Source organism: Tenacibaculum piscium (genome assembly GCF_021390715.1).
In the GTDB taxonomy this organism is placed as follows: domain Bacteria; phylum Bacteroidota; class Bacteroidia; order Flavobacteriales; family Flavobacteriaceae; genus Polaribacter; species Polaribacter piscius.
On record NZ_JAJGWT010000012.1, the window covers coordinates 13,610 to 34,859 of the forward strand.

Annotated in this window: 16 protein-coding genes; 9 read left to right on the forward strand and 7 right to left on the reverse strand. The window is 30.2% G+C overall.

Annotated features, from left to right (window positions below):
- Positions 1-6 precede the first annotated feature (6 nt).
- Positions 7-1,899: a SulP family inorganic anion transporter gene (locus L0U77_RS10770; RefSeq protein WP_193699812.1), complete on the reverse strand. Its 1,893-nt coding sequence runs from the start codon at positions 1,897-1,899 to the stop codon at positions 7-9.
- A 173-nt stretch (positions 1,900-2,072) separates the two neighbouring features.
- On the opposite strand from L0U77_RS10770, the gene pyrR reads away from it, so the two are divergent.
- Genes pyrR through L0U77_RS10795 form a run of 5 tightly spaced genes read left to right on the forward strand, consistent with a single transcriptional unit; the run spans position 2,073 to position 5,285 of the window.
- Positions 2,073-2,627 (forward strand): bifunctional pyr operon transcriptional regulator/uracil phosphoribosyltransferase PyrR, encoded by a 555-nt coding sequence (gene pyrR / locus L0U77_RS10775; protein WP_101916525.1) that lies wholly within the window; start codon positions 2,073-2,075, stop codon positions 2,625-2,627.
- A gap of 25 nt (positions 2,628-2,652) precedes the next feature.
- Positions 2,653-3,588, forward strand: a complete 936-nt coding sequence (locus L0U77_RS10780) for an aspartate carbamoyltransferase catalytic subunit (RefSeq protein WP_101916814.1) — start codon at positions 2,653-2,655, stop codon at positions 3,586-3,588.
- Positions 3,589-3,607: 19 nt separating this feature from the next.
- Entirely contained in the window at positions 3,608-3,940 is a 333-nt protein-coding gene (locus L0U77_RS10785; protein WP_233901172.1) for a ribonuclease Z, read from the forward strand.
- Positions 3,941-3,984: 44 nt separating this feature from the next.
- Entirely contained in the window at positions 3,985-4,323 is a 339-nt protein-coding gene (locus L0U77_RS10790) for a T9SS type A sorting domain-containing protein (RefSeq protein WP_193699792.1), read from the forward strand.
- A gap of 38 nt (positions 4,324-4,361) precedes the next feature.
- Entirely contained in the window at positions 4,362-5,285 is a 924-nt protein-coding gene (locus tag L0U77_RS10795) for a ribonuclease Z (RefSeq protein WP_233883427.1), read from the forward strand.
- On the opposite strand, the gene L0U77_RS10800 is transcribed toward L0U77_RS10795, so the two are convergent.
- On the reverse strand, positions 5,282-5,644 hold the full coding sequence (locus L0U77_RS10800) for a CoA-binding protein (RefSeq protein ID WP_233900443.1): 363 nt from the start codon (positions 5,642-5,644) through the stop codon (positions 5,282-5,284). The two genes, L0U77_RS10795 and L0U77_RS10800, sit on opposite strands and share 4 nt — an antisense overlap.
- 126 nt (positions 5,645-5,770) lie before the next feature.
- Here L0U77_RS10800 and L0U77_RS10805 point away from each other — a divergent pair, with 126 nt between their 5' ends.
- On the forward strand, positions 5,771-8,248 hold the full coding sequence (locus L0U77_RS10805) for a TonB-dependent receptor (RefSeq protein ID WP_233901173.1): 2,478 nt from the start codon (positions 5,771-5,773) through the stop codon (positions 8,246-8,248).
- Between the two features lie 103 nt (positions 8,249-8,351).
- On the opposite strand, the gene L0U77_RS10810 is transcribed toward L0U77_RS10805, so the two are convergent.
- Positions 8,352-9,359, reverse strand: a complete 1,008-nt coding sequence (locus L0U77_RS10810) for a 3-oxoacyl-ACP synthase III family protein (RefSeq protein WP_233901174.1) — start codon at positions 9,357-9,359, stop codon at positions 8,352-8,354.
- A gap of 184 nt (positions 9,360-9,543) precedes the next feature.
- Here L0U77_RS10810 and htpG point away from each other — a divergent pair, with 184 nt between their 5' ends.
- The 3 genes from htpG (at position 9,544) to L0U77_RS10825 (ending at position 13,316) form a co-directional block, all read left to right on the forward strand.
- Positions 9,544-11,457, forward strand: a complete 1,914-nt coding sequence (gene htpG / locus L0U77_RS10815) for a molecular chaperone HtpG (protein WP_233898695.1) — start codon at positions 9,544-9,546, stop codon at positions 11,455-11,457.
- Between the two features lie 89 nt (positions 11,458-11,546).
- Positions 11,547-12,365 carry a zinc metalloprotease gene (locus tag L0U77_RS10820; RefSeq protein WP_233881967.1) on the forward strand — a complete coding sequence of 273 codons (819 nt, stop codon included), beginning with the start codon at positions 11,547-11,549 and terminating at the stop codon, positions 12,363-12,365.
- 222 nt (positions 12,366-12,587) lie between these two features.
- Entirely contained in the window at positions 12,588-13,316 is a 729-nt protein-coding gene (locus L0U77_RS10825) for a DUF2927 domain-containing protein (protein ID WP_101916534.1), read from the forward strand.
- Positions 13,317-13,369: 53 nt separating this feature from the next.
- On the opposite strand, the gene L0U77_RS10830 is transcribed toward L0U77_RS10825, so the two are convergent.
- The 4 genes from L0U77_RS10830 to L0U77_RS10845 form a co-directional block, all read right to left on the reverse strand.
- Positions 13,370-17,014 (reverse strand): type IIG restriction enzyme/methyltransferase, encoded by a 3,645-nt coding sequence (locus tag L0U77_RS10830; RefSeq protein WP_233901175.1) that lies wholly within the window; start codon positions 17,012-17,014, stop codon positions 13,370-13,372.
- Between the two features lie 131 nt (positions 17,015-17,145).
- Positions 17,146-18,660 (reverse strand): lipopolysaccharide biosynthesis protein, encoded by a 1,515-nt coding sequence (locus L0U77_RS10835; RefSeq protein ID WP_233881983.1) that lies wholly within the window; start codon positions 18,658-18,660, stop codon positions 17,146-17,148.
- Between the two features lies 1 nt (position 18,661).
- A complete protein-coding gene (wecB, locus tag L0U77_RS10840; RefSeq protein ID WP_233901176.1) occupies positions 18,662-19,747 on the reverse strand; it encodes a non-hydrolyzing UDP-N-acetylglucosamine 2-epimerase in 1,086 nt (361 codons plus the stop codon).
- A gap of 3 nt (positions 19,748-19,750) precedes the next feature.
- A complete protein-coding gene (locus L0U77_RS10845; RefSeq protein ID WP_233897465.1) occupies positions 19,751-21,043 on the reverse strand; it encodes a glycosyltransferase in 1,293 nt (430 codons plus the stop codon).
- Between the last annotated feature and the right edge of the window lie 207 nt (positions 21,044-21,250).

Below are 21,250 nucleotides of genomic sequence, written 5' to 3' on the forward strand. Positions count from 1 at the left end.
AAACACTTAAAACTTATATTCTGATAACGGTTTTGGAAATGCTTCAGGATTTTCAGCTAAATGATAGCGAGGATCATCAACATCTTCAATGATTACATTTTTAAAGGTATCACTTGCTTTGTACATCAACACTTTACAATCTTGGCTTAGGTGTTTTAGTTTAATTGTTTTTCCTGCTGTTTGATATTTTTCAACCAATAAAAACACGGCTTCTAACGCCGAATGATCTGAAATTCGAGATTCAACAAAATCAATTTCTACATTTTGAGGATCGTTTTTAATATCAAATTTATCATTAAATTCGGTGATACTTCCAAAGAATAAAGGACCCCAAATTTCATAAACTTTCGTACCGTCTGATTTTACACGTTTTCTGGCTCTAATTTTCTTAGCGCTCGACCAAGCAAATGATAATGCAGAGATAATAACTCCAACAAATACGGCAATTGCTAAATCAAAAAACACGGTTACCGCCGATACAATAATTAAAACAAAGGCATCTGAGGCTGGAATTTTTTTCATAATTCGAAAACTCGACCATGCAAAAGTTTCAATAACCATCATAAACATAACGCCAACTAAGGCGGCAATTGGCACTTGTTCGATGTATTTATCAGCAAATAAAATAAAGGTTAATAACGTTAATGACATCATTACGCCTGATAAACGTCCACGTCCTCCAGCGTTGATATTAATTACCGTTTGTCCAATCATACCGCAACCTCCAGTTCCTCCAAAAAATCCACTTAACATATTTCCAGCACCTTGTGCGATACATTCTTTATTTCCGTTTCCTCTGGTATCGGTTAATTCATCGACTAAATTCATGGTCATTAAGGTTTCGATTAAACCAACCGAAGCCGCTAAAAACGCATACGGAGCAATGAATTTTAGGGTATCTAAATTGAATGGTAGATTACTCCAAAGTTCTAAAACGTTTAGTTTTTTTGATAATTCATCAATTCCATTTAAACCTGCACCGCCTCCATCTCGAATAAAATCACCAACGTTTATTGATGAAATTCCACTAAAAATCGAAATTAAGGTAACAATCAAAATAGCGGTTAAAGCCGCAGGAATTTTGGTGGTTATTTTTGGCAATCCCCAAACGATAAGCATGGTTAATAAAACCAAACCAATCATTATATAAAGTTTTTCGCCTTGCATTGCCGATTTTACAACACCAACATCTTTTACCGAATAAAAACCGTCTTCTTTTACATTGAAAATAACTTTTTTAGTTATCGGATTAAAAACTTGCCCATCAGAAATAATAAAATCTGCTGATTTCGTTTGATGATTAATTACTGATTTTTCATTAATTGTATATAAAACAGTTCCTGATAACACATCTTTTACTTGATTATCAACAACAGTATACACCAATTCTTTGGTTTGTGTGTTTCGTTTATTTTGTCCGAAAAAATCTTTGGTATTTTCTGTAAACATTCCTAATTGTGCCATAAAAATAACAATCGCCAATCCGTTTACAAATCCCATCATTACTGGATGTGGGATTAATCGCACAAATTTTCCGAGCTTAAAAACACCCGCAAATATTTGTATAATCCCCATTAAAACTACAGCGGATAACAAATAAAAATATCCCATATTTTCCACAGGATTTTCGAACAATAATCCTTTGGCGTGTCCTTCTTGAATCATGTTTACAAAAATTACAGCAACTGCCCCTGCAGCTCCTGAAATAAGTCCTGGTCTTCCGCCAAAAATAGCCGATACAATCCCGACTACAAACGCTCCAAACAAGGCTACAATTGGGCTGATTTGAGCCACGAAAGCAAAAGCAACCACTTCAGGAATCATCGCTAAAGAAACCGTAATACCTGCTAACGTATCATCTTTAATGTTAATATTCTTATTTTTAAGGTATTTCATCATCATAAATTACATTTTGGTAAAAGTTGGCAAATGTAAAGATAATTTTATTGATATAATTTCAGGATAATCCAAGTTTAAGATTCTGATTTATTATTTAGAGTTTAATTTTGCGTACTAATTTTTTTGGTTTATTTTTGACCCTCGAATTTACCAAGCCAATTTGAGCGCAAATTATGAGCAGGAAAACACTACTTACTTCAAAGGAAATTGAAATTATTCTGCATCGTTTAGCTTGTCAGTTAATCGAAAATCATACTGATTTTTCGAATACCGTTTTAATAGGACTTCAACCAAGAGGAACGTATTTAGCCAACCGACTTGCAACACTATTAACCGATGAATATCAGATTAAAAATTTACAATTAGGTTTTTTAGACATTACTTTTTATCGAGATGATTTTCGTAGAAGAAACGAACCTTTAGAGGCAACATCAACGAATATTGATTTTTTAATTGAAGGAAAAAAAGTAGTCTTAATTGATGATGTACTTTATTCAGGAAGAAGCGTGCGAAGTGCTTTAACGGCACTTGAATCGTACGGAAGACCCGAAAATATTGAATTATTAGTTTTAATCGACCGCCGTTTTAGCCGACATTTACCAATACAACCCAATTATAGAGGACGACAAGTAGATGCTATTAATCAAGAAAAAGTAGTGGTTAATTGGTTGGAAAATTACAAAGAAGACACGATTTATATAGAAACCAAGCCCACAAAGCTTGTTTAATTATGATTATAAAAAACAACTAAAAATGAAGCAGTTAAGCGTTGAGAATTTACTAGGTATTAAATACCTTAACAAAACCGATTTAGAGCTTATTTTTGAAACTGCTTCTCATTTTAAAGAAGTTATCAATAGACCGATAAAAAAAGTTCCTTCTCTTAGAGATATTACGATTGCAAATTTATTTTTTGAAAATAGTACCCGTACTAAATTATCTTTCGAACTTGCAGAAAAACGTTTATCTGCCGATGTTATTAATTTTTCCGCTGGACAATCATCCGTAAAAAAAGGAGAAACATTAATTGACACGGTAAACAATATTTTAGCCATGAAAGTGGATATTGTAGTGATGCGTCATGCAAGTGTAGGTGCAGGAATTTTTCTATCAAGACATGTAGATGCGAAAATTATTAATGCTGGTGATGGAACACATGAACATCCAACCCAAGCATTATTAGATAGTTTTTCAATGCGTGAAGCATTAAATAGCAACTTAAAAGGCAAAAAAATCGTAATTGTTGGCGATGTTTTACACTCAAGAGTAGCCTTATCAAATATTTTTGCGTTGCAATTACAAGGTGCAGAAGTAAAAGTTTGTGGTCCAACGACACTAATTCCTCGATATATTTCAAGTTTAGGCGTTCAAGTTGAAACCGATTTGAAAAAAGCCCTTGCTTGGTGCGATGTTGCCAATGTTTTACGAGTGCAACACGAACGAATGGATATTAAATATTTTCCATCAACTAGAGAATATACACAACTTTTTGGGATTAATCGTGAAATTTTAGACAGCCTACATAAAGATATTGTAATTATGCACCCTGGCCCTATAAATCGTGGCGTAGAATTAACCAGTGATGTTGCCGATAGTAAACAAGCAATTATTTTAAATCAGGTAGAAAATGGTGTTGCCGTACGTATGGCAGTTATCTATTTATTAGCACAGCAAATAAAAAGAGCCTAAATTTCCCTCATTATTTATCATGAAAATTCAAGACAAAACAAATTATATATTCATTAGTTCTCAAGAAAATAATTGTACTGATTTTTTCTTATCTTTTGAAAAAGAATACGTTAAATATCAAAACAATCATATTATTGTTGAAACTTTAGCTGATTTTAGCCCATCTAAAGAAAATATTTTGTTATTTTTGAAATACGCTGAATTACATCAACAAAATGGTACGTCTTTTGTGATAGTAGTAAAAAATATAGCTATTGACGATTTTCCAGAAATACTCAACATTGTTCCCACTTTAGAGGAAGCACAAGATATAATCGATATGGAAAATATGCAACGTGAATTAGGTTTTTAACCTAAAAATTTAATGCTTTTATTAACACTTTAAAAGGAACATCTATGGTAAAAAAACTACTTTTTATATTCTTATTAACAACATTTTCTAGTTTTTCTAGTTTCTCTCAAAAGAAATTTGAACAAAAATCTATTGATAAATTAATAGCCTCGCCAAATCCTTTTGTTAATAAAACAACCATTTTTATCGATGCTAAAAACAATCAAAATAGTACGTTAACCGTTCGAAATATACTCGGTAAAACAGTGTATTCCAAACAAATTAACCTGCAAAATGGACGCAATGCCATTCCTTTTGAACGTAACGATTTAAAATCAGGAATGTATATTTATGCAATTCAAAGCAATAAAGATGTGCTTTCAAAACGATTTATAATTAAATAAAATTATAAAATAACAAAATTATAAATTATCCATTATAAATGAGTTTACAAGTAACTGTTTTAGGATGTCATTCGGCAACGCCAAGAGTAAATGCACACCCGACCTCTCAATATTTAGAAATCAATAATCGACATTTTTTAATCGATTGTGGCGAAGGTACGCAAAGACAATTACGAAAATATAAAATTGGTTTTTCTAAAATCAATCATATCTTTATTTCTCATTTACATGGCGATCATTTCTTTGGATTAATAGGACTTATTGCAACTTTCGGAATTTTAAATCGAGAAAAAGAACTCCATATTTATGGACCAAAAGGAATTAAAGAAATTACCGTTCTCCAATTAAAATTAACAAAATCATGGACACGATATGCTATTGTTTTTCATGAATTAACGTCCAAAGAAAGTGAGCTTATTTTTGAAGATGATAAAGTTACCGTACATACAATTCCTTTAAATCATCGGGTTTATACCAACGGTTTCTTATTCAAAGAAAAAGAAAAACCACGAAAATTACATATCGGAAATATCGAATTATATGACGGCGAAATAAATACTGCCGATTATCATCATATAAAAGCAGGAAAAGATATTACATTATCGACAGGCGAAATTGTGCCAAATTCGGAATTGACAATTGATCCGCCAAAACCAAAAAGCTACGCTTTTTGTAGCGATACTGCGTACAAACCAGCTATCGTACCTATTATTAAAAATGTAGATTTACTGTATCATGAAGCTACATTTTTAAAAGATAGAGAAGATTTATGCGACAAAACAAAACATTCTACTGCTGAACAAGCAGGAAATATCGCCAAATTAGCAAATGTAAAAAAACTAATTATTGGACATTATTCTAGCAGATATGCAAATATTCAAGACTTTAAAGATGAAGCACAAACTGTTTTTGAAAATGTCGAATTAGCAAAAGCTGGCGAGCAATATTCCTATAAAAATTAAAATTGATTTGTAGCTAATAAAACCAAAGTACAGGCAATCTCATAGTCAATTTTATTGGCTGATAAAAGGGCGTAAAACTCCTTATTCTCTGTTCCTGGATTAAAAATAACACGCCTAGGTTTTAATGAAATTATATAAGAATAATACCCTTTTTGACGTTCGGGATTTAAATATAAAGTAACTGTATCAACAGCAGTAAATGCTATTTTTTCTGTTTCAATAATCACTCCAGCTACGCTCCCACTTCTTAAACCAATAGCAACCGTTTTAATTTGAGCAGCAACCAATCTTTCAATCGCTTTATTTGAATACCTTACAGGATTTAAAGAAGCTCCTAATACTAATGTTTTTTTATTCATAATTGTTAATCTTTTGTTAAACAAGGCTCAACTCTGTAACAAAAACACCTTATTACGAGTCTAGTAAGTATCAAAAATAAATTAGAAAATAATAACAAGCAACCAAAAATTAACAAAACTTACAAAATGAAAAAATTATTTCTATTGATTTTTATGATTTTTACAGCATTTAATAACCCTTTATTTGCTCAAAAAAATCAAACTAAAATACCCAAAATAGGCGTTATTTCTGGAAAAATAATCGACCAAGCATCAAAAGAACCCTTGCCATATGTAAATATTATTATCAAAAATACTGCCAATAAAATTATAACAGGAGGCATCACCAATGACGCTGGAAATTTCCTTATCAAAAGTATTCCCGCTGGAAAAAATATCGTAGAAATTCAATTTATCGGATACAAAACAATTTCTAAATCCATTCTGATTAACAGAAAAAATAATAACATCAATTTAAAAACAATCACACTTTCTGAAGATAGTACCGCTTTAGATGAAATCGAAATTAGAGCAGAAACATCAACCGTAACTCAAAAAGTAGATAGAAAAGTAATTAACGTTGGAAAAGACCTAACCTCAGCAGGAGCAACTGCTTCAGAACTTTTAAACAATGTACAGTCGGTAAGTGTTGATAGCCAATCAGGAGAATTAAGCCTACGTGGAAACGCAAATGTACGTGTCTTAGTTGATGGAAAACCAACCAATATGAGCACCGCTCAATTATTAGAGCAAATTCCATCAACATCCATTAAAAGTATTGAACTAATTACCAATCCATCAGCAAAATACAACCCTGAAGGAATGAGTGGAATTATCAATATAATACTGCATAAAAGCGCAAATATCGGATTTAATGGCGCTATAAATACAGGAATTACACAAGGCGAAAATACCCGATACAACGGTTCTTTAAACATGAATTATAAAACGGGAAAAGTTAATTTCTATACCAATTTAGGATACAATAAAGGAAAACGACACAATCATGGAGAAATCTCGAGAAGAGGGAATAATCCATCTTCACAAAAATTTATATCCGATAGCGAAAAAACCGCTTATTTAATAAAATTTGGTGCCGATATTTATATCAATGATAAAAATACCCTGTCTTTTTATACCACACAAAATAAAGCAGATTCTTTTAAAGATGGTATCGCAAAAGTATATGACGCTACAAATATACTCACCACAAATGCTCCAAATACTTCTGATAATGAAAATAATACAGGAAGTTATAACATGAATTATAAAATTGACTTTCAGAAAAAAGGACATAATTTAGAATTTGAAGCAACCTATTCAAACAGCAAAAACACCGATAAATTAATCAATAAAGAAACATTTATCGCCAATACAAATCCTAAATATCAATTTCTGAATTATTTTAATACGATTCAAAATGATAGAAATAATACCTTATTAAATCTTGATTATACCAATCCTATTTCAGAAAATGGAAAACTAGAACTTGGCGTTGAATACAGAACTGATGAAACAGAAAATACGAATAAAACCAATCAAGATGGTTATAAAACAGATGCTACAGGAAATTTAGTACTCGACACAAATAATAAACCAATCATAGAAACTCTCGGCAACGGTTCTTTTAAGTATCAAAGAGATATTATTTCAGGATATGTGAACTACGGACACACTTTTAATAAAATAACCATGCAATTAGGAGCACGTTTAGAACAGTATGACGTAACAGGAACATTTACCAATAAAAATCAAACAAAACCATATTCTGATAACCTTTTTAATATCTATCCTTCGGCATTTTTCACGTTTAATCCATCAGAAAAAAATCAATACCAACTAAGCTACAGCCGTAGAGTTGATCGACCTTTTATAGGACAAGTAAACCCAATTAGAGAATGGAGTACTCCCCTAATTACATCTGTGGGAAATGCTACTTTAAAACCTCAATTCACCAACTCTTTTGAAGTAAATTATAGCCGAAGAATTAAAAAAGGGTCGCTTACTTTTGGTTCTTTTTATAGAAAAGTTACCGACGAAATCGCAACTGTTTTATATAAAGATCCAGCCGATAATACCGATACAAGACAAATAAAATCATACCAAAATTTTAATGGAAATAACCGTTACGGTTTTGAAATGTCGAGCAATTATAGCTTCACAAATTGGTGGAGAGCAAACGCAAGTGTAGACCTATACGCACAAACATTAAAAGGAATCGTGGCTGGAAGTGAAAAATCAGTAAAAAATAATGCCTTTAACGCTCGATTAAGTAACAGTTTTACCGCATCAAAAAAATTGAGATTCCAATTATTTGCCATGTACAGAGGTGCCAATAAAAGCTTACAATTTGATATTAAACCAATGTGGATGCTAAACACAGGCGCAAGTTATAAAGTGCTAAAAGGAAAAGGAAATATTTCACTAAAAGTAAATGATATCTTTAAAGGAATGAAATTTAGTTTCGATTCTACAGCGCCCTACAACCAAACAGGAACTTTTAACTGGGAAAGTAGAACCGCTTATATCGGTTTTAATTACAGATTTGGTGGCGGAAAAAATAAAGCCAAACGTAGAAGAAATAGAGATAATAACGAGAAAAATGGCGGAGGAGGTTTTATGTAATCCGTAACTTTTTTATTTTTATCAAAAATATCATACAGAAATCAATTAATCAATCAATAGAGGGCAGACACATAGGTCTGCCCCTACGATTATTATTTGATAATTACCAACGAATAATAACAGAACCCCAAGTAAATCCACTACCAAAAGCAGCTAAAACAACTAAATCATTATCTTTAATTTTGCCTTTTTCCCACGCTTCCGTTAAAGCAATAATTACAGATGCAGCCGTAGTATTTCCGTATTTCATAATATTATTATACACCTTATCATTCGATAATTGAAATTTCTGCTGGATAAATTGTGCAATACGTAAATTTGCTTGATGCGGAATTAACATATCAATATCTTCTTTTTGTAAATCGTTTGCTTCCAAACCTTCTACAATCGCTTCTGAAAAACGACCAATCGCATGTTTAAATACAAATTGACCATTCATATATGGATAATAGGAAACATCTTCAGGATTATTATTAGCGATAAGTTCAGGAACCCAACGACTTGTTGAAGGTCCTTCTAACATCAGCTCCTTAGCGTGTTTCCCCTCTGAATGTAAATGTGTCGATAAAATTCCTTTGCCCTTTTCTTCACTTCTTGATAAAACCGCTGCTCCTGCTCCATCTCCAAAAATTACCGAAACATTTCTTCCTCGGGTTGATTTGTCTAATCCGCCAGAATGATTTTCCGAACCAATGACCAAAATATTTTTGTACATACCAGTTTTAATAAACTGATCAGCAACTGACATCGCATAAATAAAACCCGAACATTGATTGCGAATATCTAACGCACCAATTGTTGGTAAATCTAACATTTCTTGCACCTGTACACCTCCACCTGGAAAATACATATCTGGGCTTAACGTTGCAAAAACAATAAAATCAATGTCCTCTTTTTGTAAGCCCGAACGCTCAATCGCTATTTTTGATGCCTTAAAACCCATTACCGCTGTCGTATCTCCTGATTTTGGATCTATCCAACGACGTTCTTCAATTCCTGTACGCTCCTGAATCCACTCATCAGAAGTATCCATAAATTCCTTTAAATCATCATTTGTAACTACATTTTCTGGCACATAATAACCTAATCCTGTTATTTTTGAATTATACATATTAACTTTTTAGTATTTAACTGTTGTTTTGCGTACCTACAAAAATAGCCATTTTAACATAAAAAATAGTAAAAACGTCATTTTGTCATAAAATATGTTCCAAATATCTTCCAAACATCTTTTGGTATTTTTTTTGTTATATAACATCAGTAAATAAACTGTAAATCAAACAAAATATATAATTATGAGCAAAGGAAGTATTAATGTGTCGGTAGAAAATATATTTCCACTGATTAAAAAATTCTTGTATTCTGATCACGAAATTTTTTTACGTGAATTAATTTCTAACGGAACAGATGCAACGACTAAATTAAAACACTTAATTTCTATCGGGGAAGCAAAAACCGAATTAGGCGATGCTAAAATTGAAATTAGTATCGATAAAGAAGCAAAAACCATCACCATAAAAGACCAAGGTTTAGGAATGACTGCCGATGAAGTTGAAAAATATATCAACCAAATTGCGTTTTCTGGAGCCGAAGAATTTTTAGAAAAATATAAAGACGATAAAAATGAAACGGGTGTTATCGGACACTTTGGTTTAGGTTTTTATTCGGCTTTTATGGTGGCTCATAAAGTAGATTTAATTTCTAAATCATTTAAAGACGAACCAGCAGCACATTGGACGTGCGACGGTTCTCCTGAATATACCTTAGTTCCTCACGACAAAACTGACCGAGGAACAGAAATTATTTTGCATATCGCTGAAGATTCTTTAGAGTTTTTAGAAGAAAGTAAAATCGGTGGTTTGTTGAATAAATACAACCGTTTTAATCAAGTGCCAATTAAATTTGGAACGAAGAAAATAAACGACCCTGAATTTACACCTCAAACAACAACAGACGAAGAAGGAAAAGAAACCACTGAACCACACAAACAAATTGAAGTTGATAATATCATCAACAATACAAACCCAGCTTGGACAAAAGCACCTGCTGATTTAAATGATGAAGATTATACCAACTTTTACAGAGAATTGTATCCAATGCAATTTGAAGAATCGTTATTTCATATTCACTTAAATGTAGATTATCCGTTTAACTTAACTGGTATTTTATTCTTCCCGAAACTTACACAAAACTTAGATATGCAAAAGGATAAAATCCAATTGTATCAAAATCAAGTGTATGTTACCGATAACGTAGAAGGAATTGTTCCTGACTTTTTACAAATGCTAAAAGGGGTGATCGATTCGCCAGATATTCCTTTAAATGTTTCTCGTTCTGGATTACAAGCCGATGGCGCTGTTAAAAAAATATCAGGATATATCACCAAAAAAGTAGGTGATAAATTAGCATCATTATTCAAAAAAGATAGAGCCGATTTTGAACAAAAATGGAACGATATCAAAGTAATTATCGAATACGGAATGTTATCCGAAGATAAATTCTTTGATAAAGCCAAGAAATTTGCCCTATATCCAACGGTAAGCGATAGCTATTTTACGTTTGATGAATTAATCGAAAAAACTAAAGACAACCAAACTGATAAAGACGGAAATCATATCGTTTTATACGCCTCTAACAAAGACGCACAACACAGTTATATTCAAGAAGCAACCGCAAAAGGATACGAAGTTGTCGTTTTAGATTCGCCAATTGTATCGCATTTAATGCAAAAACTAGAAACTGCAGGTGAAACAAAAGTGCAGTTTGTTCGTGTAGATGCTGATTTTATCGATAACTTAATCAAAAAAGATGATGCAGTTATCTCGAAATTATCAGAAGAAGAAGTTGCTACTTTAAAACCTGTTATTGAAGGCGTAATTGCTTCACAAACATATACCGTACAATTAGAAGCAATGGATTCTAATTCATCGCCATTTTTAATTACTGTCCCTGAATTTATGAGACGTATGAAAGAAATGCAAGCCTCTGGTGGTGGCGGAGGAATGATGGGAATGGGGAATTTACCTGAAATGTATAATTTAGTGGTAAATACAAATTCTCCATTAGTTTCTGAAATCTTAAATGCTGATGATAACAAGAAAAAAGAACTCATTACACAAGCTTTTGATTTAGCGAAATTATCGCAAAACCTATTACATGGTGAAGCTTTAACAAACTTTATCAAACGTTCGTACGAACTTATTAAATAGTCGCAAATCGCTACAAATAAATACTTAAAACCTCTTTGTATAACAAAGAGGTTTTTACATCTTTAAATAACACAAATATCCCCCTAATTATGAAAAAATTACTGTTACTTTTAATCAGCTCTTTAACAATCTTAATAATATTTTCTTGTAGTGAAGATACTATTATTAATAAAGCAGAGGAATCTGAAATTTCTGAAACTAATAAAGTAGAGGAATCTGAAACTTCTGAAACTGATAAAACAGACGAATCCGAAACTGATAAAACAGACGAATCTGAAACTTCTGAAACTGATAAAACCCTGAGTAATGAACAACTAGAGTTTATGCAAGAATATAAAACTATTGTTGATGATTTAAAATGGACTAAAGAAATTGCAATCTTTTTAGATGGAAATATTACCAAAGAATACAAAAAAATCGTAAATGAAGTTTTAGATACCTATAATCCATTATTTTCTGATGGAACAAAAATTAAACTCGTAAAAACAGCAAAGGAATCAAATGTACATTTATACAATGCTACGAAAAATGAATTAGCTTCTTTTTGGTCAGATATTTATAGCTATGTTGGCGGTGCTATTGGATACGGAACTACCTCTTGGTCATCAAGCTCTTATGGCGGAGAAAAAATTATTAATGAAGGTAGAATCTGGGTAGAAACAGGTAGCGATATTTCATTATTATTTCATGAATTAGGACACGTTTTAGGATTAGGACATAGTAGCCAAAAATATTGTACAACTTCTGTAATGTGCGGTGTGCCAAGCGCTAAAACATTATCCGCTTTTGATAAAGCAATGATACAAATACGTTATCATTCTGATGTAAAATCAGATACTTCATTCGATGAAATGAAACCTATTATTGAAAAATTATTACTTACAAAAGAAGTTGTAATCAAAAAATAACAATTCGTTTATAACGAAATTTAACTATTTCTCTTATCAAAAATAAAATACTTAAAAACCTCTTTGTAAAAATCAAAGAGGTTTTTTTAATTCCCATTTATATAGATTAATTTCACCAATTAATTTCACCAATTAATTATATCAATTATCAAAAAAAATCGTTTATTATTAGAGCCTGTTTAAATAAAAACAATAATATCAAACTAATAATCAAGCAAAAACATGAAAATTATAACAAAAATTATACTCAAAATAGCAATCATTTTATTGATAAGTTCTTGTAATAAAGGAACTATTTTTAGTAAAATTGATGAAAATGAAATTAATCAAAATAAATTAAACCAAAAACAAAACGAACTAATAAAAGAATATCAAAAAGTCGCTATTGATACCGAAAATCTGAAATGGAAAAAAGAAATACGACTCTTCTTAGACGGAAATATCACTAAAGAATACAAAGAAAATATACAAAAAATAATCGGAAATTATAATAAACTATTCAGCGATGGAATGAATATTAAAATCGTAAACGATTTTGAAAACGCAAATGTACACCTACTTATAACCAATAAAAAAAATGTCGGAAAAACATGGAAAGATATCCCAAGATATATAACCGACCAAAATACCAAAGGATACGCTACAACTACTTGGAAACAAGAAAATCCGCAAAATGAAAAAATTATTACTAAAGGTAGAATTTGGATAGAAAATACGAATATCGAATTAACATATCATGAAATAGGACACCTTTTAGGTTTAGGACATAGTAGCCTAAAATATTGCCCTAAGTCCGTAATGTGTGCCGTAACAACTGCCAATGAATTATCCGATTTCGATAAAGCAATCATTAAAATAAAATATCATCAAAAAATAAAATCAGGCGATGATTTCAATAAAATAAAACCAATTATTTTAGAATTATTACAAAACAACGAAATTCAACTCTAACTATAAAAAAAACCTCTTTGATTTTAACAAAGAGGTTTTTTAAAAAATTTTAGCTAGAAACCCTCCACAATAGCAACCTCATCAGCCGTTAAACCATATAATTTATAAACCATTTGGTCTATCTGTTTTTCTAAAACGCTCGTATCCGATTCAGGATTTTCCTTTTTTATCGATAATATTTTATCTACTTTTTCTATAAATGGCGTTTGCTCTTTTTCTGATATTTCTTTTATTGGAAAGTTTTTTATATCATAAACCAATATTTTAGGAAAAGCTCCTTTTGTTGCTTTTGGTGATGAATTAAAATGATAAAAAGTAGCTAACTTAGAATTTAAAATTGCAAGTAATACTTCTATTTTAAAATTTTCTTTATTTTCTTTAATAATTAAAATTGATGGGTCATTATAAAGTTCTAAATCTGTTAAACTTGAAAAAATTCTAGGATTAGTTATTTCACGAATTAAAATTCTTTTACCTTTAAAAAATTTAGGATTCCTTGGGTTTGCAATACCACTATCATATTCTATATATTCTTTTTCATTCCATTTAACAGAATATCTTGTAACATCAGAACCATATAACCATTTTTTATGAGTTTCTTTAGTTTTCTCTAAAGAATGAAATACTCTATTTTGTATCACTTCTTTTGATTGTCCTTTATATTTATCATAAGCTATAAGTCCTTGACTTACATCTGGAAATAATTTATCTAATTTAGTTGTATCGTTTTTTATTTTTGAAATTAATTTTAAAACCTCTTTATCTAATTTAAATATTAAACTCCAATTCTGATTATTTGCTATTGTTGTTTCTTTATCAATTTTTTCAATATTTCTATCGTAAAACTCTTTAAATTCTTTTAGTTCATTGGTTCTTTTATATAATAAATTATTATGTTCTCCATCTTTTTGAAATTGAAAAATTATTGTTCTCACAGTTGCTTCATCAAAAATATCTATATCTGTACAATCTAAAATTTCATTAATACTCCATTTCTCAAATAAATTTATACGATAATTTTGAGCAAAAACATTAAATAAAATTGTATTAGGAACAATATAAGATACATTTCCTTTAGTTTTTAATATTTGATAAGACCTTTCAATAAACCAATAATATATTTCAAAATCAGGTACTTTTATAATATTTTTTACAAGATGTTCTCTTTGTTTTCCTTTTATAGAAACACCATACGGCGGATTCCCAATAACGGCATCAAAACCGATATAATTTCCATCTTCGGATAATACTTCAGGAAACTCAAAACGCCATTCAAAAGCGTTATGATATATTGCATTATTGGTAATTTCTTCTTTTTCTTGGAATGCTTTTTGGGCTTTTATTTGTAATTTTTTAAGTTCGTCTTTTTCGGATTTTTTAATTTTTTCGCCAAAATTGATTAAGTTTTTTTGTCTTTCTTGTTCGTTAATTAAAGTTCCTTGTATTTTCTGATATTTTTGAATAAAGCTGTTATCGAGTGTACTTTTAAAGTTATTTTTAACTTGTTCAATAATTTGTAGCACTTCTTTTTTACGATTTTTGTCGTTTGTATCTTTGTATTCGGCTACGGCATTTTTGTAATCTATAAAAGAATAGTTAAGTTCTTTATTATTAAAGGCCTCTTTTAAATCATCATTTAAATTAAAACGGCTAATTAGTGAGTTTCCGCATTTAATATTAATGTCGATATTTGGTAGTGTTTGTAAGGTATTTTTTGGTGTATAATAGGCATTTTTGAGCAGTTCAATCCACAAACGTAAACGGCAAATTTTAACGGAATTTGGGTTAATATCTACGCCAAACAAGCAATTTTCAATAAGAGTTTGTTTTTGATGAAATAGGGTATGTTGTATTTTGGTACTTTCTTTACTTTTCGGATTGTATTCAAATAAGAGTCCATTATTTTGGTTTGTGATATACAATTCATCATTTACAATTTCGATATCACAATTTAATAAAATTCCTTTAGCATCGGTTAAAATACGGAGTTCATTTTTGATAACAATTAATTCATTTAAAGCACTAACCAAGAAGTGTCCTGATCCTACGGCAGGGTCGCAAATTTTGATACTATTTACGATATTATTTAATCGTTTTAAATCATCAACTTTAAAAAATTGGCTACAATATGCTTGTAAATCTTCAAAAGTTTCAATGCTATTTTTTTCTTGTTCTTTAAACTTCTGAACTACGGTTCTTCTGATAGTTTCTTTACACATATACATTGTTATATATGCTGGAGTATAGAATGAGCCTTCTTTGTATCCGTTTATTTTTTCAAAAATCAGTCCAAGTACGGATGCGTTAATTAATGTTTTGGTTTCAATTTCATCGGTAATTCCTTCATTTCCGTCAGTTGCGAAGTCGTATGCGTCAAGGAATTGGAATAAATAATCAAGAGTTGGTAATTTTCCTTGTTGTTTTTTTCCTTTGGAATTTTTTAAAACGGTGTTATTGTATATTTGAATTTCATCGTTATTTAACGCTGATATTTCAAAAGCTTCATTCTCTAGGGTATTTTTTTCAAATAGGGAACTATTTAAATAGGGAATTTCTTGATATTTGTCTTTATATTTTGGGTGTCTTTGTTCTATTGGTTTTGCTAAAGCGGAAAAGAAAAGGTCGTTTAAGTCATCAAATCCGTTTATAAATTTGGTATGTAAGAATCGATATTTTTGATTATTTTGATGATAGGTTACTAATTGCGATTCTAATAATTTAAGGAATAATATTCGATTAATCCAAGTTAAGCAAAGTTCGAGTCCTGCGTTAAATTGTTTATCGCTATTATTTGGAATACTTTTTATTTTTGATAGATAATCTCTATCTTCAATATGGAATATTGTATTTTCTAAAAGGGAGGCATAATCTCTATTTTCTTGTTTTTTTCTATTGATTATTTTTTTACCTTTTTCTTTAATTTCTTCTAATCCGATAATGTGTAATAATTCATTATAGAATGCTTTATTAAGTTGATTGCTATCATTTCCGAATGTTTTTCCAAGAATATGTACATCAGAAAATATTTTATAGAGTGTATTTAAGTGTGCATCGCTTAGCTTTTGGAAATTTGTTTGAGCAAAATTCAGATATACAAAAGGCAATTTATCTTGAATTTCGCCGATATATTTTTGAGCTATTTCGTTGTAGAATAGTTCATTTTTCGAGGAATCTTTTAGTCCGTCTCTAAAGTTTTGATATTCTTTTAGTAAGGCTTTATTTTTGAAGAAATAGGTATAAAAATCTTCTGCTTTAAAGAGATACCATTCGTATCCGTTTGTAGCGATAAGGTGTTTTATACTGTTATTATTATTGTCTATTCGTTCACGCAGATAGTATAATAAAAGTTCTTGTAATGCTTTTTTATTAAGATTATCTTCTTTTAGAAATTCGTTTTTATTGCTTGGTTTTTTGGCTTCAATAAGTACGCTAACCTCCGATTTTGGGTTATTTTCAGTATAGATTGCTAAATCAATTCTATCTTTAGTATTGATGTAATTATTGGCGTAGAACGTATTTTTAAAGAACGTTGTAAAGTGATATTTTATATGTTCTTCACTTTCGTTATTTTCATCGCTTAATTTTACGGCATTGATACAGGTTTGTAATTCTGTTATAAAATTGGTTACTTCTTTTCTTAGCGGTTTGTGTTTTCTGTACGCAGGATTAAGAGCTTTTCTGGTATTGATTTTATTCATCTTCTTTTTTAGCTTTTTTAAACTTTTTTTGAAGTTTTTTTTAAGGCTAAAGATACATGAAAAATAAGAAAATATGTCTTCTTGTTGGGGCGAACCTATGTGTTCGCCCTCTTTTTTGATGTGTATTTTTGTTATCTATTAATTTTTGATATTAATCGGCTCATTAAATCATTCATTTGTGTTGATATTGAGAATTTAACGACTACAAATAAATAGATAGAAATAATTAAAATACTTTTTAGGCTGATATTAATAATTGGGTCAATTCTAATACTTTTTATTGAAAATTCAGGGATAGAAAAGTTCCAGAAATAGAAAGTTAAAAACAGGATTATAATTATCAGAATCATTTGTAATGTTTTCATTGTATATGGAAACATTTTCAATTTACGATGTACAAACCAAAGTTTAAAGGCGTTAAAAGTTACGACTGCTAATAGGGTTGCTAGTGCCAAACCTTCTGTTCCCATTCCGATATCATTATAAAAGAATACATTTAAGTAGGTAACCATAAGTGCCATTCCTATTCCGATTGGCATGGTAATTCTATAAAATTTTGAATTTTGAATAATTGCTCCGTTATTTCCTAAAGACATCATAAATAATTTTGCTCCTGAAATTAATAAAACCACTAAACCACCTCCAGCATAGTTTTTATTGGGCATTATTTTAAATAATTCATCAACATTACAATTCACCAAAATAAAAAATAAGCCACCAATTAATAATAAATTAATCGCACTTTTATGATACAAACTATTGGTTTCTTTATCGTTATTTTCGTTGATAGCTTTTGATGTTAATGGTTGTAAAATTTGTCCCATTGCTCGGCTTGGCGCTTCGATAAAACTTCCAATAAACAACGCAACTCCGTAATATGCGGCGGTTGCAAAACCTTCTTTTCCAGGAATCATTATTTTATCGATATCCAAAACCAATGCCCCCGCACTTCCTGCTAAAACAATGTAAAATGAATAACGTAACACTTCCTTAAAGTTATAAGGTAAAGTAAAAGTTAGGCTTGGCGTGTATAATTTAAACGCATAAATAAGCATCAAAAAAGTTCTTATAATATATGCAATGGTCATATAATATAAAAATTCTTGTTTGGTGATGATATCAAAATTTACAGCAAATAATAAGGTCATAATAGCGACTCTGTTGTAAAGTTCTTTTAAAACATTCCCAAAAACCGATTGCATTTGTACTTTTGCCCACGAATAAAAAACTTCGAAATACGCACAGCAAACGGCAATTATATAAATATAAATGGTATAATTTTCGATAATTAAATTACCTTCAATATTACTTTTTGATATGTAACTCATAATTAAATTATGAAAAACATCCCAACAAAAACCGATCGGCAAGGCTATTAATAAGGGTAAAAAAAGTATGGAACTTAAAAAGCTATCTTTTTCTTTTTTAGTTTTATAGGCGGAAAAAAATTTAACAATCGTAAATTGAATTCCTAACGCCATAACGGGCATTAATAAATTGGATGCGGCAAATACATAGGTTGCCAATCCATAATATTCATCTTTTAAAAAACGAGCATATAAAAATATGGTATTTATTCCACCGATTAAAAATCCTAAATAGATAATTATGGTGTTTTTAATTGATTGTCTTAATACGATTCCCAATTTATGAATTTATTAATTTGATGATTGATTGATATATTTTTTCGCCAACATTATTCCCGTATAATTCTTCTTTAAAATCTTTTGTTGCTTTTAAAAATTCGGTATAAGCAGTCGTTATTTTCTTTGGATTTGTAGCTGTAATTTTAGCATATCCGTTGCTTACAAGCTCTGTCCATTCGGTTTCTTCTCTAGCGATGATGCAATATTTTTTATTAAAAAAGGCTTCTTTTTGAAGTCCGCCGCTATCGGTAACGACCAAATTACAATTTTTTAAAAGTTCGAGCATATCAAAATAACCAACAGGATTTATAAAAGTGATATTCGGTTTTAAACCATATAAATCGAGCATTTTTTTTGTCCGAGGATGCAACGGCATTACCACTTTTTTTGATTTATTGATTTCTTCTAATCCTAAGAAAACATTGGTCAATTTTTGTTTATCATCCGTATTTTCTTGACGATGAATAGTTGCTAATACAAACTCATTTTTTGTCAAGTTTAAATCAGCAATAACTGTTGATTTTTCTTCGGAAAAAGTGCCGTAAAACGCTACAGCATCTTTCATAATATCGCCATGTTGCTCAATTTTAATAGCTAAATTATCAAAACCTTCTTGCTTTAAATTATCAATAGCAACTTGTGTTGGGCAACTTAATAAATCGGCAATTCTATCGGTTATAATTCGATTTATTTCTTCGGGCATTTGCATATTATACGAACGTAATCCTGCTTCAATATGCACTACTTTTATATGTAATTTCTTTGCTGATAAAGCCCCTGCAACAGTAGAATTTGTATCGCCATAAACCACAATTGCATCAGGTTTTTCAGCGATTAAAATTTCTTCAATTTTTTCTAGCATTTGCCCTGTCATCGCACCATGATTTAAACCATTAATATTTAAATTATATTTTGGCTTCGGAATTTGCATTTCATCAAAAAAAACTGCGCTCATATTGGCATCAAAATGTTGCCCTGTATGCACAATTATTTCTTCAATTTCTTGATGATTTTTTATGACTCTGCTTAACACCGCACCTTTTACAAACTGAGGTCTGGCTCCTAATATAGTGACTATTTTTTTCAAGAATTACGAATTTTTTAAGGGCTTATTTAATTGTTTAAGTACTTCGGATAATTGTTTAGTTAAAGCTTTGCGATGGTATTGTTCGATATTTTTTGAAGAAACTTGCAACCTATTTTCTTTGTAACTATTATACAAATTTAAAACTGATTTTTTAATCGCTTCTTTATCATCAAAATCAACAATAGTTCCTGAATTGGTCTTTTTTAAGATTTCTGCTAAATCGCCATCTTCAGGTCCAATTGCTAAGATAGGGCGTTTTGCTTGTAAATATTCGAAAATTTTACCTGTTATAATTCCTTTAGCACTAGGAACTTTATTTACAGCGAGTAATAAAACTTGTGAATTACGTTGATATTTTTGTACTTCTTTATGTGGAACGTAATTTATTTTTTGAACATTTTTAAATTGATATTTTTCTAAATCAGCAACTACATCATCAGATAATTTACCGATTAGTTTTATCTCTAAATCGTTTTTAAAAGTGTTATTTTCTTCGGATAATTCAGCTAAAGCCTTCCATAAAATAGTCGGATTTCTATCTGAATTCATTAATCCGATATGCGTTATCGAGAATTTTTCATCTAAAACAACCTTATTTTTTTCATTTTCTGATGAATCGTATCCGTTGGTTATTACATGAATATTTTTTGAAAACTTTTTATAATTTTCTTTCATAGTTTCGCCAACTACTAGCGTTACATCCGCATTTTTTAAAACTTGCTGTTCTAATTGATGATGTTTTTTAATAGCTTTTTTAGTTAATGGCAATTGATGAAAATAATCAATATCCGTCCACGGGTCACGAAAGTCTGCAATCCATTTTATGTTTAATTTTTTCTTTAATTTTAAGCCGATTAAATGCAAACTATGCGGAGGGCCCGTAGTAATAATGGCATCAATTTTATTTTCTGATAAATATTTTTCTAAATATTTTACTGATGGTTTAATCCAAAATTTACGAGCATCAGGAATAAAATAATTTGCTCTAATATATTGTACTATTTTTCCAAAAAAAGTTGGATTCGGATTTAAAAAACCAGCACTTGTTTTAGTTTCCTTTTTTTTAAATATTGCTAAAAAATCGTTCGGTTCATAAATGCCTTTTTTAATAACTTCTAAATTATCAGGAACATCACTTTTTAAAGATGCATCCATAATTGGGTATTTCGCATCATCAACAGTGTAAACAACAGGTTCGATATTAAAATCTCGCAAATATTTTACAAATTTCAACCAACGTTGTACACCTGAACCTCCTGCAGGCACCCAATAATAAGTAATAATTAGTACTTTCAAATTATAAAAGATTAAAAATGATATATAAAATTAATTATAAAGTCTGTTTAAAAATAAAGACTAACTTCTCGTCATGCTGAATTTATTTCAGCATCGCATCAACAAGAGAACTTCTTCGGCAAATTAGGATGCGAACCTGAAATAAATTCAGGTTGACGGATGCGGTTCTTTATTTTTTATCTGATATTTTTTTTTTCAAATTAAATT

Coding starts and splice junctions, on each gene's coding strand:
- L0U77_RS10770 (WP_193699812.1), bottom strand. CDS start 1,899: ATGATGAAATACCTTAAAAATAAGAATATTAACATTAAAGATGATACG.
- L0U77_RS10785 (WP_233901172.1), top strand. CDS start 3,608: ATGAAAATTCAAGACAAAACAAATTATATATTCATTAGTTCTCAAGAA.
- pyrR (WP_101916525.1), top strand. CDS start 2,073: ATGAGCAGGAAAACACTACTTACTTCAAAGGAAATTGAAATTATTCTG.
- L0U77_RS10805 (WP_233901173.1), top strand. CDS start 5,771: ATGAAAAAATTATTTCTATTGATTTTTATGATTTTTACAGCATTTAAT.
- htpG (WP_233898695.1), top strand. CDS start 9,544: ATGAGCAAAGGAAGTATTAATGTGTCGGTAGAAAATATATTTCCACTG.
- L0U77_RS10825 (WP_101916534.1), top strand. CDS start 12,588: ATGAAAATTATAACAAAAATTATACTCAAAATAGCAATCATTTTATTG.
- L0U77_RS10795 (WP_233883427.1), top strand. CDS start 4,362: ATGAGTTTACAAGTAACTGTTTTAGGATGTCATTCGGCAACGCCAAGA.
- L0U77_RS10780 (WP_101916814.1), top strand. CDS start 2,653: ATGAAGCAGTTAAGCGTTGAGAATTTACTAGGTATTAAATACCTTAAC.
- L0U77_RS10810 (WP_233901174.1), bottom strand. CDS start 9,359: ATGTATAATTCAAAAATAACAGGATTAGGTTATTATGTGCCAGAAAAT.
- L0U77_RS10800 (WP_233900443.1), bottom strand. CDS start 5,644: ATGAATAAAAAAACATTAGTATTAGGAGCTTCTTTAAATCCTGTAAGG.
- L0U77_RS10820 (WP_233881967.1), top strand. CDS start 11,547: ATGAAAAAATTACTGTTACTTTTAATCAGCTCTTTAACAATCTTAATA.
- L0U77_RS10830 (WP_233901175.1), bottom strand. CDS start 17,014: ATGAATAAAATCAATACCAGAAAAGCTCTTAATCCTGCGTACAGAAAA.
- L0U77_RS10790 (WP_193699792.1), top strand. CDS start 3,985: ATGGTAAAAAAACTACTTTTTATATTCTTATTAACAACATTTTCTAGT.